Consider the following 13,108-nt stretch of genomic DNA (forward strand, 5'->3'; position numbering starts at 1 on the left):
TCACCCGACCTCGGTCAGCTGCCCCTCGGAGTCGAGCTCCAGAGTGAGGTCCAGCCCGAGCCGTCCGAGGAACACGTCGTCGTGGCTCACGACGAGCACCGCCCCGCGGTAGGCCCGAAGGGCGTCGACGAGCTGGCCGACCGTGTCGAGGTCGAGGTTGTTCGTCGGCTCGTCGAGGATCACCAGGTGCGGTGCCGGATCGGCCAGCAGCAGCGTCGCCAGTGCGACGCGGAAGCGCTCGCCGCCGGACAGCGCACCCACCGGCCGGTCCGTCGCCGCCCCGCGGATCAGGAACCGGGCCAGCCGGTTCCGCAGCTCCTTCTCCGGCACGTGCGGTGCGGCCTTCGCCACGTTCTCCACCACGGATGCGGCATCGTCCAGACCGTCCACCCGCTGTGACAGGTAGCCGATCCGGTCGGTGTGCGCGTGCGCCGTGAGATCCGGGTTCAGCACGAAGTCGGATGCTGCGGCATCCTGCTCCTGCGCCGGCACGAGCTTCCGCAGCAGCGTGGTCTTGCCCACGCCGTTGCGTCCGATCAGCGCGACACGCTCCGGACCCTGGATCACCCAGGAGTGCGATGAGTCACCGAGCGTGGCGATGCGCCGCGCATTCGACACATCCGGATCCGGCAGGTCGATCTTCATCGACGCGTCGTCACGCACGCGGTGTCCGGCTGCGTCCATGGCCTCGCGGGCGTCCTGCTCCTTTCCGGCGACCTCGGTGCGCAGCCGTCCGGCGGAGACCTCAGCGGCCATCTTCCTGCCGTGCGCGACGATCTTCGGCACCCGCTTCTCGACTTCGGCCTTGTTGGCCATCCGCGCCCGGGTGGCCAGCTTCGCCTCGGCCTCGATGCGCTGCCGCTTCTCCTTCTTGAACGCCTGCTTGGCATCCTTCTCGGCCTGCCGTGCCGCGTCCTGTTCGGCGTCCAGCCAGGCGCGCCATTCCGAGTACGGACCGCCGAACACGCTCAGCGTGCTGCCGTACAGCTCGGCGGTATCGTCCATCAGCTCCAGCAGGGTGATGTCGTGGCTGACCACGATCAGGGTGCCGCGCCAGCCGCGCACCATCTCGCCGAGCCGCGCACGCGCGTCACGGTCGAGATTGTTGGTCGGCTCGTCGAGCAGCGTGATCGGCGCACGCCGCAGCCGGATGCCGGCCACCGCGACCAGCACGGCCTCGCCTCCGGACAGTTCCCCGACCGTGCGGTCGAGGAACGACGGGTCGAGTCCGGCGTCGGCGAGCGCGACCTGCGCGCGGGCCTCGACGTCCCAGTCGTCGCCGACCGCGTCGAAGTGCGCGGGGTCGACGTCACCGGCGGTGATCGCGCGCACGGCGTCGAGGGCATCCTGCACTCCGAGGAGCGCCGCGACCCTGGCATCCGTGTCGAGCGTGAGCTGTTGCGGCAGGTACGCGACGTCGCCCGTGATCGAGAGGGACCCCGATGTGGGGGTCAATCGGCCTGCGATCAGGCGCAGCAGAGTGGACTTGCCGGAACCGTTCCGGCCGACGAGACCGGTGCGCCCGGTGCCGAAGGCGCCGGAGACCGAGTCGAGGGCGACGGAACCGTCTGGCCAGGCGAAGGTGAGTCGGTCGAGCACGACCGAGGAGGTGATTGTGGGGGTTGACATGAGCGGCTCCCGAGAGTGTGCGGGTGCGCTGAACAACGGTTGTTCCCGAGAGGACTCGAGGGAACGGATGCCTGCGGGCAGGAAGGATCGTCAGATCAGCGCGTTGGTGATTTACGCGGAGAGGCGACGATTCAGATCAAAGGACTTCCAGACACGGCGGACAGGACTCGTCGAGGTTACCGGTCTCGGATCGATCGCGCAACCCGGGCGTGTCGTGACATCGGCGTACTGTTGAGCTCATGGAACAGCGGCAGCCGAGCTCTCACGAGATGCGCGCCCGGATGGGGTTCGCGGGGAGCATCGTGATCGGTCTCGGCATCGCGGCGGCGCTCTGGTCGGCCACGCACAACATGGGCGTGACGGTGGGCGTCGCGGTCGCGATCACGATCGCGCTGATGGTCGCGTTCACCGGAGCGTTCCGGAAGCGGGGGCCGAGGCCGCCGCACGACGACGCTCAGGACGCTGAGGACCCGGGCCCTTCGGCCTGACCCGCGGCATCCCGCCAGGTCGTGAGGAACACTCCCACGTCGTTCAGCTCGGCCTCCGAGATCGAGTGCGTGAGGCCCTGATAGACCCGGCCGGACAGCTCGGAGTGATCGGGCAGCCACTGCGCGGTGTGGTCGATCAGATGCGGGGGGATGACGTCGTCGTGCGTTCCCCTGCCCCAGAAGACCCTCGGGCGCTCCTCCTGCAGCACAGGATCGTTCGGAAGCGCGCCCGGCGCGGCGTAGCCGCTCAGGGCGACGACCGCGTCGAACTGAGACGGATCCAGTCGCAGGGCCTGCAGTGAAACCGCGGCACCCTGTGAGAAGCCGAGGAGGGCGACGGACGCGGCATCCGCTGCCTCCTCGTCGAGCCAGCGCAGCAGCGCCTCGGCGGCCGTCGTGACGTGCGTCGCATCACGGGTCTGCAGATCGTCGATGGGGTACCACGAGCGGCCGGGCATGGGCCACGGCGGAGTGAGGGGAGCGGCGACCGCCGCTACGGCGACGCCCTCCGGGAGGTAGGGCGCCAGGCCGAAGAGGTCGTGCTCATCGGCGCCGTACCCGTGCAGCAGCACGAGCAGCGGCAGCCCGGCGCGGTCCGCGGTCGACCAGAGCGTGGCGTCGGCGTCGATCGTGAGGGTCATGCAGCCATCCTGCCAGCGGGCGCCGACGCGGACCTCCCGCGTTCGTGTGCCCCTGCTGGTAGAAAGGTCTCATGGCGGTGCGCACACCCGATCCCGACCCCGATGGCGACTTCGGTTTCGAGGGCGTGCCCCAGCCCGATTCCAATCCGGGCTGGCTGACCGAGATCGAGCTCGCAGAGGCACGACGCCGGCTGCCGATGCTCTACGTCGAGGCCGTCCCCGTGCGCACCGACGGCTCAGGGCAGGTCACCTCCCTCGGCGTGCTGCTGCGCTCCACACCGCTCGGCGAGATCACGCGCACCGTCGTCTCCGGGCGCGTGCGCTACGGCGAGACCATCCGTGACGCCCTGTTCCGGCACATCGAGAACGACCTCGGTCCGATGGCGTTCCCGCTGCTGCCGCCCTCGCCCGACCCGTTCACCGTGGCGGAGTACTTCCCGATCCCCGGAGTCAGCGCCTACAGCGATGACCGCCAGCATGCCGTGTCGCTGGCCTTCGTGGTGCCGGTGACCGGCACCTGCGAGCCCCGGCAGGACGCCCTCGAAGTGACCTGGTTCACGCCGGAGGAGGCTGCGTCCGATGCGGTCTGGGCCGAGATGGAGGGCGGCCGAGGCACCCTCATCCGGCAGGCGCTCGCGCACCTCGGCCTGCTCCGCTGAGCTGCGTCGACACCCGGGTCTAGGCTCGTTCGGGTGACCGAACCCATCGCCTTCCCGACCACGTCCGCCGACTGGCTCACCTTCGCCGGCACCCGATCCGATGACAGGCTCGCGCACGCCGATGAGCTCGTCGCCGTCCTCAAGGACGGCGCCCAGCGCACGACGCTCGAGACGCTGGCGATCTGGAACGACATCCGGCTCGACGTGCACCGCGTGCTCGCCGAGGCCGAGGTGCTCAGCGAGGTTCACCCCGACCGTGAGGTGCGAGAGGCCGCCGAGGCCCGCGTCGCCGCGGGTGAGGCGAAGAGCGCGGAGTTGATGGCGGATGCCGAGCTGGCCGCGATCTTCGCCGCGACCGATCCCGAGGGGCTCGACGCAGGTGCCGCGCGCGTGCGCGACCACCTGCTGCGCGACTTCCGTCGTGGCGGCGCCGACCGCGCCGAGGCGACTCGCGAGAAGGCACGGGAGCTCGCCGCGCGCGACAGCGACCTCAGCCTCGCGTTCTCGCGCAACATCCGTGAGGGCCGCCGCGAGATCCGCGTCGCACCAGAGGGGCTCGCGGGCATGCCGGAGGACTTCGTGGCGCAGCATCCGGTCGGCGACGACGGACTCGTGGTGCTGTCCACCGACGCGACCGACGTGATGCCGGTCAGCAACTACGCCTCCGATCGCGCGACCCGCATCGCCCTGACAGCGGCGCGCGCCGACCTGGCCTGGCCTGAGAACGACGCCGTGCTCCCCGAGCTGCTCGATGTGCGCCAGCAGCGCGCCGACCTGCTCGGCTACGGCAACTGGTCCGACTACGAGACCGAGGACCGGATGGCGGGCTCCAGCGCCCGCGTCGCGTCGTTCCTCGACGAGGTCGACGAGGCCTCGGCCGCGGCATCCGCCCGGGAGTACGACCTCCTCCTCGCGCGCCTGCGCGAGGAGGAACCGGATGCCGAGGCCGTGACCGCCGCCGACCAGCTGTACCTGCTGACCCGGATGCACGCCGAGCGCTTCGCCGTCGACTCGCAGGAGGTGCGCTCGTACCTCGCCTTCGATCGCGTGCTGGGCGGCCTGCTCGCCACCACCGCACGGCTGTTCGGCATCGTCTACGTGCCCGTCGACGTGCCGACCTGGCACGAGGACGTCCGCTCCTACGACGTGCTGCGCGACGGCGCCAGGATCGGCCGGATCCACCTCGATCTGCACCCGCGCGAGGGCAAGTTCAACCACGCGGCCTGCTTCGGCCTCGCACCCGGCCTGCGCGGACGGGTGCTGCCGGAGGCTGGTCTCGTGTGCAACTTCCCGACCGGGCTGATGGAGCACCGCCAGGTGCAGACCTTCTTCCACGAGTTCGGGCATCTCGTGCACGAGATCCTCGGCGGCGACCAGGAGTGGGTCGCCTTCTCGGGCGTGGCCACCGAGTGGGACTTCGTCGAGGCGCCCAGCCAGATGCTCGAGGAGTGGGTCTGGGATGCCGAGGTGCTGCAGGCCTTCGCCCTGAACGACGCCGGTGAACCGATTCCCGGCGGGCTGGTCGAGCGGATGCGCGAGGCCGATGCCTTCGGACGCGCTCTGCTCGTGCGCACCCAGCTGGGGCACGCGCGCGTCTCGTACCACCTGCACGTCGACCGCCCGGCGGACCTCGCCGCGGCGACCGATCACTGGTACGAGGTCTCCACCCCGGTGACCAGGCTTCCCGGCACGCACCACTACGCCGGGTTCGGGCACCTGACCGGCTACGGCTCCTGCTACTACACGTACCAGTGGAGTCTCGTGATCGCCCGCGACCTGCTGACCGGATTCACCGGTCTGCTCGACCCCGGGTCGGCCGCACGCTACCGTCGCGAGATCCTCGAGCCGGGCGGCAGCAGGGATGCCGCGGATCTGGTCGAGTCCTTCCTGGGCCGCCCGTTCACCGTCGACGCCTACCGGGAGTACCTGTCCGGCCGCTGAGCCGCCGGCTGCGCCTCGGTGGTCCAGGCGGGTCTGCGTCAGGCGCCGGCGATCATGGCGACGGCGACCACGACGGCCAGCACGATGTCGAGTGCTGCGCAGAACAGCGCGTAGGAGCGCATCACGACGGCGTCGAGGTGATGATGCCAGAGGTCCCATGCGCCGTGCGCGAGCAGGGCGATGACCGTGACGACGCCGGCCCATGGCGCGGCTCCGGCGGCCGCGGCGACGGCGAGCGCGCTGAACAGCACGGCGCCCACCAGCTGCAGGAGGTTGATCCTGGTCCGCCAGACACCACGCACCAGGCCGACGATCACGAGCGCGATCTGGATCGCGCCGAGGGCGATGATCGGGATCCACGGGTCGTGGAGCACGAACCCCGGAGCGAGCACGAGGAACGAGATGGCGAAGCCCGCCCACGAGGCCCATCGGCGTCCGATCGCGGCGGCGAACAGGTAGATCGCCGCGCACACCATGATCACAGGGGCGACGCCGGTCTGCGATCCTATGGCGAAGGCCGCGATCACGCCGGCGGCGAGGGGGAGGACGACGCCGAGGATGACGCGTGAGCGGCGGGGTGCCACCACCGGGGTGCTCATGGCCGCCTCCATTCCCATACACGAGTGTTCGGGTTACAAGGGGAGAATAACTCGTACACTGGCGTACGACAAGAGGAGTCGTGATGACGGACGAGAGCCCTCCGCGTGCCCGCCGCGCGGACGCGCAGCGCAACATCACGGCGATCGTCGACGCCGCGATCCGTGTCTTCTCCACTGCTCCGGATGCCCGGATGGCGGACGTCGCCGCGGCGGCCGGTGTCGGCCGTGTCACCGTGTACGCCCACTTCCCCTCCCGGCCGGACCTGCTGCGAGCGGTCGTGGCGCGGGCGATGGCGGAGGGGGACGAGGCGCTCTCGGCGGTCGACACGTCCGGTGATCCCCGCGATGCGCTGGGGCGGCTCATCGCAGCGAGCTGGCAGCAGATCGGCCGCATCGGCGCCGTCGCCACGGCTGCCCTCGACGTGCTCGACGACGACGAGCTGCGCCGGCTGCACGAGGCTCCGGCGGCGCGGGTGCTGGCACTGGTGCGTCGCGGACGCAGCGAAGGCGTGTTCCGCACCGACCTGCCGGAGGACTGGCTGGTCGCGGTGCTCCGCATGATCATGCAGGGAGCCTCGGTCGAAGTAGAGTCCGGGCGGCTCCGTGCGGAGGACGCGGCCGACACGATCACCGCGACCGTGCTCGGGGCCTACACCGCGCGCTGAGCGTCCGGCATCGGCCCAGGCTCCGCTCTCAGAGCGAGACCCCGGTCCGCGCGTGCGCGGGCCGGGGTCTCGATGACAGGGGATGCTCGGCTCAGGCCGTGGTCAGGCGCCCCAGCTCCGCGACGAACGCGTCGACATCGGACTCCTGGGTGTCGAAGCTGCACATCCAGCGCACCTCGCGCTTGGCGGCATCCCAGTCGTAGAAGCGGAAGCTCTTGCGCAGCTCGTCGGCGACGCCCTCGGGCAGCACGGCGAAGACGCCGTTGGACTGCGTGGGCTGCGAGAACGAGACGCCGCGCACCGTGCCGTCGGCGAGGCCCGCCTCGACCTCGGAACGCAGGCGCTGAGCCATCGCGTTCGAGTGCCGCGCGTTGCGCAGCCACAGGTCGCCCTCGAGCAGCGCGATCAGCTGCGCCGAGACGAACCGCATCTTCGAGGCCAGCTGCATGTTGAACTTGCGGCCGAAGATCAGCCCGTCGGACGCTTCGGGGTTCAGCACCACGACGGCCTCGCCCAGCATCGCGCCGTTCTTGGTGCCGCCGAAGCTGAGCACATCGACGCCGGCGTCGCGGGTGAAGGCCCGCAGCGGCAGGTCGAGGGCGGCCGCTGCGTTCGAGATGCGGGCACCGTCCATGTGCAGCTTCATGCCGTGGCCGTGCGCGTGGTCGGCCAGGGCGCGGATCTCGTCGGCGGTGTAGAGCGTGCCCAGCTCGGTGGACTGCGTGATCGACACGACCAGCGGCTGTGCGCGGTGCTCGTCGCCCCACCCCCAGGCCTCGCGATCGACCAGCTCGGGGGTGAGCTTGCCGTCGTCGGTGGGCACGGTCAGCAGCTTGAAGCCGCCGACCTTCTCGGGTGCGCCCGCCTCGTCGACGTTGATGTGCGCGGTGGATGCCGCGATCACGGCGCCCCAGCGCGGCAGCATCGACTGCAGCCCCGTGACGTTGGCCCCCGTGCCGTTGAACACCGGGAAGGCCTGCACACCGTCACCGAAGTGGCCGCGGAAGACCTCCTGCAGGTGCTCGGTGTACTGATCCTCGCCATAGGCGATCTGGTGGCCGGCGTTGGCCTCCGCGATCGCCTGGAGCACCTCGGGGTGGATGCCGGAGTAGTTGTCGGATGCGAAGCCGCGCACGGCGGTGTCATGCAGAACGCTCACCGGACAAGCCTACTTCTCAGCGGATGTGCATCGCGTAGTCGCCGGAAGCGCAGCCGGTCAATATCCATCCGCCGTCGACCTGTTCTGAGGCGACGTTCGTGAGGCCGGTGGACTCCGTGACCTGCGGCTTCGCGGCGCCGGGAACCCACACGCGCAGCCCGCATCCGCGCTCGGCCGTCGTGCCGGCCAGCGCGAGCCGGCCGTCTGCGCCGGTCTCGGCGGATGCCAGCGACGAGATCCGCCCCGGAGCCGACTGCGGGTACGCGCGGCTGAGCAGGCGCAGCAGAGCCTCGTTGCCCGGGGCGTCCTCGCCGGTCTCGCAGTCCTCCGGCACCAGCGCCAGGCCGAGCGGACCGATGCCGTTCTGCGGGTCGCCGCAGGACTGCTTCCAGACCCAGTACGCGCTGCCCAGCATCCGCCGGTCCTCCTCGGCCGCATAGCGGGTCATCCGCTCCTCGATCGACCCGTCGTCGCCCCAGTAGCCGTACTCGCCCGACCACAGGATCATGGCGTGCTCTTCGGCGACCCGCTGTGCGGCCTCGAACTGGCGCTCGATGCCGACGATTGTGGGCAGGCCGAGAGAGTGGTCCATCGTGATCGACTCGGCGTACAGGTGCGGCGAGAAGGCCACGTTCGGGTCTTCCGTGAAGCCGAGTGCCGGGCCACTGTCGATGCCCAGACCCGACCACAGGATGCTGGGCTCGACGAACACGATCTGGGGTGCGCCGGCGTCGCGGATCGCGTCGATCGTGCGTGACCAGAACCGGCCGAGCCTCGCCGAGGTGGTCACCGGCGCGGTCTCACCGAAGCCGGGCTCATTCAGCAGGTCGAATCCGGCGACGGCGGGCTCGTCGGCGAAGACGCCCGCCAGCTCGCCCCAGGTGCGTACCAGTGCGGACTGCACGCCGTCGGTGTCGAACCAGAAGTGCTCGAAGGCGCGGTCACCGGCGGGGGAGATGTCACGCCCGGTGAAGGAGCAGCGCGGAGTGCCGTCGAACTGCGTCGCCCACTCGGGCGCCCCGTCGTAGCCCCACATCGGATCCGTGCCGGGCCGGCACACGTCGCCGGGCTGCGTCGGGGCGTTCGACCAGCCGTCCTGGTGCATGTCCAGCACCGTGCGGATGCCGTGCGCCTTGCCCCAGGCCACGGCCTCTTCGATCTTGCCGAGGTAACCAGGGTCGAGCCTGCCCTGCTCCGGTTCCAGCGTCGACCACGAGATGTTCAGTCGCACGACGTCGAAGCCGAGCGCGGCCATGTCGGTGTAGTCCTGCTCGGTGAGCGGACGAGTGGCCGGCACCTCGGGGCGCGCCTGGTAGAAGTCGGCCAGCTGATTGACGTTCACACCGCGCAGCAGCACCTGGTTGCCCTCGCCGTCGGCGATGCGCCCGTCCTGGACGCGCAGGAAGCCGGCGGGCACATCCGCGGCCTCGGCGCGCGTGATCGGAGCGTTCAGCAGCGCGCCGACGGTGGTCGCCACCGCCAGTACCGCGACGCCCGCGAGCACAGGGACAGGGCGGATGCCGGGGCGCCGTGCGTCTCCCGCGGGCTCGTGCTCTTCGTGCGGAGCATGCGATCCGCACGAGGCGCTCTCGTCCGCGACGCCGGCACGGCGCGCGGCGACTCGATCGGCGAGCAGCGCGACGAGGGCCGCGATCCAGCCCGCGCCCGCACCGAACGACAGGCCGTCGGCGATGAGGATGTAGGTGTTCAGCAGCGGGGCGAGGTCGCCGGTGAACCCGTTGTCGACGAAGAGTGCGATCAGGGCGAGCGCGAGACCGAACAGTCCGCCTCCGACCATCGCGCCCAGCCAGGTGCCCAGGAATCCCGGCACTCGCCGGCGGCCCCAGCGGATGCCGAGCCAGGCACCCGCGCAGAGAAGCAGGACACCGACCGCCATGAGCCCGCCCCCGTGCTCGACGCGCGGTACCGGCAGAAGTGGGGCGTAGGCGCCGCCCGTCCACCACGAGCCCGCCAGAATCGGCGCGAGCGCGGCGATCACGATTGCGGCCGGCCACGCCGTGACGGCCGATGGCCGCGTCGCTCCGGTCGGGGCGGATGCGGGGTGTTCAGTGTCTCCGGGCCGTCCGCCGGCGAGCCGGGTGACGGCCGCGATGATCAGGGCAGCCGGCACAGCCTTGGCCGTCACGTAGCCCGCCGACCAACCGGCGAGCAGCGGGTCGCCTGTCATCGCGAGCACGGTCGCGGCCTGCGCGATCAGCACGGAGAGGGTTGCGACGGCGGTCATCGTCCAGAAGCGTCCGCCGGTGCGGACGGCGCCCCACCACAGCATCCCGAGCATCACGGGCACGAAGACGACGTACCGCGCGATCGGCCACCAGAGGTCCACTCGCGGCGTGCCGCCGGGCCAGCCCACCAGGGCGAGCAGCCCGGTCGGATCGGTGATGGCTTCCAGCGCGATCAGTACGGCGGCCGTCAGGGCGGCGGCCAGGGGGCGGCGGATCCGCATGCGGCACTCCTTCGTGTGGCATCGACTCCCACCGATCCTAGGACTGAATACCAAATTGCGTACGGTTCGAAGCCGGATGTCGGTGTTCCCGCCTACCCTCGACCCATGCGCACTTTCCTGCAGGTGCTGGTGAACACGATGGTGGCGAACGTCACCACCAGCTTCCTGTGGTTCGCGCTGACCTTCTGGGTGTACCTCGAGACCAGGAACGTCATGGCGACCGGCATCGTCGGCGGCGCCTACATGCTGCTGATCGCGGTGTTCTCGATCGTGTTCGGCACCTTCGTCGACCGGCACCGCAAACGCGCGGTGTTCGTCTTCTCGAGCGCGGTCACCGCCGTCGCGTTCGTCGCCGCCGGTGTCGTCTATCTCTGGCAGCCCGAGAGCGCCCTGATCGATTTCGGCGGCCCCTGGTTCTGGGTGTTCTGCGGCTTCATCCTGTTCGGGGCCGTGGTCGAGCAGATGCGCAACATCGCGCTGTCCACCACCGTCACTCTGCTGGTGCCGGTCGAGCGCCATGCCAACGCGAACGGCATGGTCGGCACGGTGCAGGGCCTCGCCTTCCTCGTCACCAGCGTGTTCAGCGGGCTTGCGGTCGGCTTCCTCGGCATGGGCGGCACCCTCGTGATCGCCGTCGGCCTGACGGTGGTCTCGCTCGTGCACATCCTGTTCGTGCAGATTCCGGAGGAGAAACCGACCATCGATCCGGACGCCCCTTCGGCGATGGATGTGCGTGGCAGCATCCGCTCGATCCGCGCCGTGCCCGGACTGTTCGTGCTGCTGTTCTTCTCGATGTTCAACAACCTCATCGGCGGCGTCTATATGGCGCTGATGGACCCCTACGGGCTCGAGCTGATGTCGGTGCAGCTGTGGGGCATCGCGCTCGCCGTGGCATCCACCGGCTTCCTGGTCGGCGGCGCCATCGTCGCGGCCAAGGGCCTGGGGCGCAACCCGATCCGCACCATGCTGGTGCTCGTCATCGGCATGGGCGCGCTCGGCGCGGTCTTCACCATCCGGGACTGGTGGCCGCTGTACGTGGTCGGCATCTGGGTGTACATGGCGCTGATTCCCGCGGTCGAGGCCTCCGAGCAGACCGTCATCCAGAAAGTCGTCCCCTTCGAGCGGCAGGGGCGCGTGTTCGGGTTCGCCTCGGCGATGGAGGCGGCGGCGGCGCCGATCACGGCATTCCTCATCGCCCCGATCGCGCAGTACGCGATCATCCCGTTCGTCGAGTCCGAGCAGGGGCAGCAGACCTGGGGCTGGCTGGTCGGCGACGGCCGGGCGCGCGGCATCGCGCTGATCTTCTTCTTCGCGGGACTGGCGACGATCGCGCTCGCCCTGTTCGCGTTCACGACCCGCGCCTATCGCCGCCTGAGCGCGTCCTACGCGGAGGAATCCGACGACGGCGACATGCCCGCACCGGGCGCGGGCGCCGATGAGGTCGCGGCTGATGGCACTCCGCTGACCGCCCGCGGCGGTCTGGTCGACCCCGCTGCGCCGGCCGGGCACCCCGAACGCGGTGGCGCGGATGCTTGAGGCGTGCGCGCGCCGTCCTTGACGGCGCTTGAATGGCGCGAGAGCATTCCCGGGTGACCGAGACCGACGCCCCGCGTACGCTGCTGCCCGCCGATCGGCTGAAGGCCTTCACCGACGGGGTCGTCGCGATCGCGATGACTCTGCTGATCCTGCCCCTCATGGAGGGTGTGATCGACCTCGGCCGCGAAGGGCATACCGTGCTCGAGTTCCTGCAGGAGGACACCGGTCAGCTGATCAGCTTCGCCATGAGCTTCGTGCTGATCGCGTCGTTCTGGGTGACGCACCATCGCATCTACGACCGCGTCGAGCGCACTTCGCCGGTGCTGATCTGGATCACGATCGCCTGGATGTTCACGATCGTCTGGACGCCGGTGCCCACAGCGATGATCGGGTCCATGCCCGATGACGCCGCACAGAAGTCGCTGTACGTCGGCACGCTCATGGTCACGTCGCTGGTGCTGATGATCACCAGGATGTACCTGCTGCGGCATCCGGAGCTGCACGGCATCTCCGGGGAGAACCTGCGGGCCGGGATCGTCTCGGAGATCGTCGTCGTCGTCCTGTTCGCGATCGCCCTGACCGTCGCGATCGGCGTGCCGTCGATCGGCTACCTCGCAATGTTCCTGCTGGTGCTCACCGCGCCCGCGATCCGCCTGGTCAGGCGGCTGGGCCGAGGTCGACGATCCGATCGTTGAGATCCTCGGCGGGGGTGTCCCACATTCCGACGACAGCGGACGCCAACAGGCCCGGCTCCAAGGCGCCCTTGGCGCGGAACACGACGGATGCCGCGCGCAGCGGCTCCCCGGCATCCCGCGCGGCCTTCGAGAGTCCCTGTGCGACCGCCCGCGCCCATGTCTCGCTCGCGGCCTTGACGCTCGCGTAGTTCGCTCCGCCGGCCAGGGGGCGGGCGACGGCCGTGGAGGACACGATGGCGAAGCGACCGGCATCCGACGCCCGAAGCGCCGCGTCGAAGGCGCGGCTCGTCGCGCGCACGGCCGCGAACGCCGGCAGCAGTGCCGCGAGGTCGTCGTCGCTCTGCCCGGCGAGTCCGCCACCGCCGCGCCAGCCGCCCACCAGCGGCAGCACGCCGTCGACGGGGCCGAGACGCGCGGCGAGCTCGGTCATCTCCTCGAGGGAGGTCGCGTCAGAGATCTCGGTCTGCGCTCCGGCATCCGCCAGAGGTGCGAGCCGCTCGGCCGAACGGCCGGTGGCGAACACGCGCGCGCCCGAACCGATCAGCGCCTGCGTGACGGCGAGGCCGGCGGCGCTCGTCGCGCCTGCGATGAGAACGGACTTTCCTGATGCAGTCACGGGAGCACTCCTT

At 70.4% G+C, this 13,108-nt stretch carries 12 protein-coding genes; 6 read left to right on the top strand and 6 right to left on the bottom strand.

Annotation, left to right across the window (positions count from 1 at the left end; genetic code table 11):
- The gene (locus ACFVAE_RS15005; protein ID WP_378893829.1) at window positions 1-1,629 is read right to left on the bottom strand and encodes an ABC-F family ATP-binding cassette domain-containing protein; all 1,629 of its coding nucleotides are present in this window, start codon (window positions 1,627-1,629) and stop codon (window positions 1-3) included.
- A gap of 239 nt (window positions 1,630-1,868) precedes the next feature.
- Between ACFVAE_RS15005 and ACFVAE_RS15010 the strand changes: the two genes are divergently transcribed.
- Complete coding sequence (locus ACFVAE_RS15010; protein WP_378893831.1) at window positions 1,869-2,117, top strand: hypothetical protein; 249 nt, start codon at window positions 1,869-1,871, stop codon at window positions 2,115-2,117.
- Here ACFVAE_RS15010 and ACFVAE_RS15015 read toward each other — a convergent pair.
- Window positions 2,084-2,758: an alpha/beta hydrolase gene (locus ACFVAE_RS15015; protein WP_378893833.1), complete on the bottom strand. Its 675-nt coding sequence runs from the start codon at window positions 2,756-2,758 to the stop codon at window positions 2,084-2,086. The two genes, ACFVAE_RS15010 and ACFVAE_RS15015, sit on opposite strands and share 34 nt — an antisense overlap.
- 71 nt (window positions 2,759-2,829) lie before the next feature.
- Here ACFVAE_RS15015 and ACFVAE_RS15020 point away from each other — a divergent pair, with 71 nt between their 5' ends.
- Entirely contained in the window at window positions 2,830-3,417 is a 588-nt protein-coding gene (locus ACFVAE_RS15020) for an NUDIX hydrolase family protein (protein ID WP_378893835.1), read from the top strand.
- Window positions 3,418-3,450: 33 nt separating this feature from the next.
- Entirely contained in the window at window positions 3,451-5,358 is a 1,908-nt protein-coding gene (locus ACFVAE_RS15025) for a M3 family metallopeptidase (RefSeq protein ID WP_378893838.1), read from the top strand.
- A 38-nt stretch (window positions 5,359-5,396) separates the two neighbouring features.
- Here ACFVAE_RS15025 and ACFVAE_RS15030 read toward each other — a convergent pair whose 3' ends face one another.
- Complete coding sequence (locus tag ACFVAE_RS15030) at window positions 5,397-5,957, bottom strand: hypothetical protein (RefSeq protein WP_378893840.1); 561 nt, start codon at window positions 5,955-5,957, stop codon at window positions 5,397-5,399.
- Between the two features lie 83 nt (window positions 5,958-6,040).
- On the opposite strand from ACFVAE_RS15030, the gene ACFVAE_RS15035 reads away from it, so the two are divergent.
- Window positions 6,041-6,622 (top strand): TetR/AcrR family transcriptional regulator, encoded by a 582-nt coding sequence (locus tag ACFVAE_RS15035; protein ID WP_378893842.1) that lies wholly within the window; start codon window positions 6,041-6,043, stop codon window positions 6,620-6,622.
- Window positions 6,623-6,713: 91 nt separating this feature from the next.
- Here the strand turns inward: ACFVAE_RS15035 and ACFVAE_RS15040 are convergent, their stop codons facing one another.
- Together ACFVAE_RS15040 and ACFVAE_RS15045 are read right to left on the bottom strand one after the other, a co-directional pair.
- A complete protein-coding gene (locus ACFVAE_RS15040; RefSeq protein WP_378893845.1) occupies window positions 6,714-7,781 on the bottom strand; it encodes a threonine aldolase family protein in 1,068 nt (355 codons plus the stop codon).
- A gap of 16 nt (window positions 7,782-7,797) precedes the next feature.
- Window positions 7,798-10,248: a cellulase family glycosylhydrolase gene (locus tag ACFVAE_RS15045; protein ID WP_378893848.1), complete on the bottom strand. Its 2,451-nt coding sequence runs from the start codon at window positions 10,246-10,248 to the stop codon at window positions 7,798-7,800.
- 105 nt (window positions 10,249-10,353) lie between these two features.
- Between ACFVAE_RS15045 and ACFVAE_RS15050 the strand changes: the two genes are divergently transcribed.
- Window positions 10,354-11,784, top strand: coding sequence for an MFS transporter (locus ACFVAE_RS15050; RefSeq protein ID WP_378893850.1), 1,431 nt, complete (start codon window positions 10,354-10,356; stop codon window positions 11,782-11,784).
- A gap of 53 nt (window positions 11,785-11,837) precedes the next feature.
- The gene (locus ACFVAE_RS15055; protein ID WP_378893853.1) at window positions 11,838-12,479 is read left to right on the top strand and encodes a TMEM175 family protein; all 642 of its coding nucleotides are present in this window, start codon (window positions 11,838-11,840) and stop codon (window positions 12,477-12,479) included.
- Here ACFVAE_RS15055 and ACFVAE_RS15060 read toward each other — a convergent pair.
- On the bottom strand, window positions 12,442-13,095 hold the full coding sequence (locus ACFVAE_RS15060; RefSeq protein WP_378893855.1) for an SDR family NAD(P)-dependent oxidoreductase: 654 nt from the start codon (window positions 13,093-13,095) through the stop codon (window positions 12,442-12,444). The two genes, ACFVAE_RS15055 and ACFVAE_RS15060, sit on opposite strands and share 38 nt — an antisense overlap.
- Window positions 13,096-13,108: the final 13 nt, after the last annotated feature.

Source organism: Microbacterium sp. NPDC057659, from assembly GCF_042799915.1.
GTDB lineage: Bacteria > Actinomycetota > Actinomycetes > Actinomycetales > Microbacteriaceae > Microbacterium.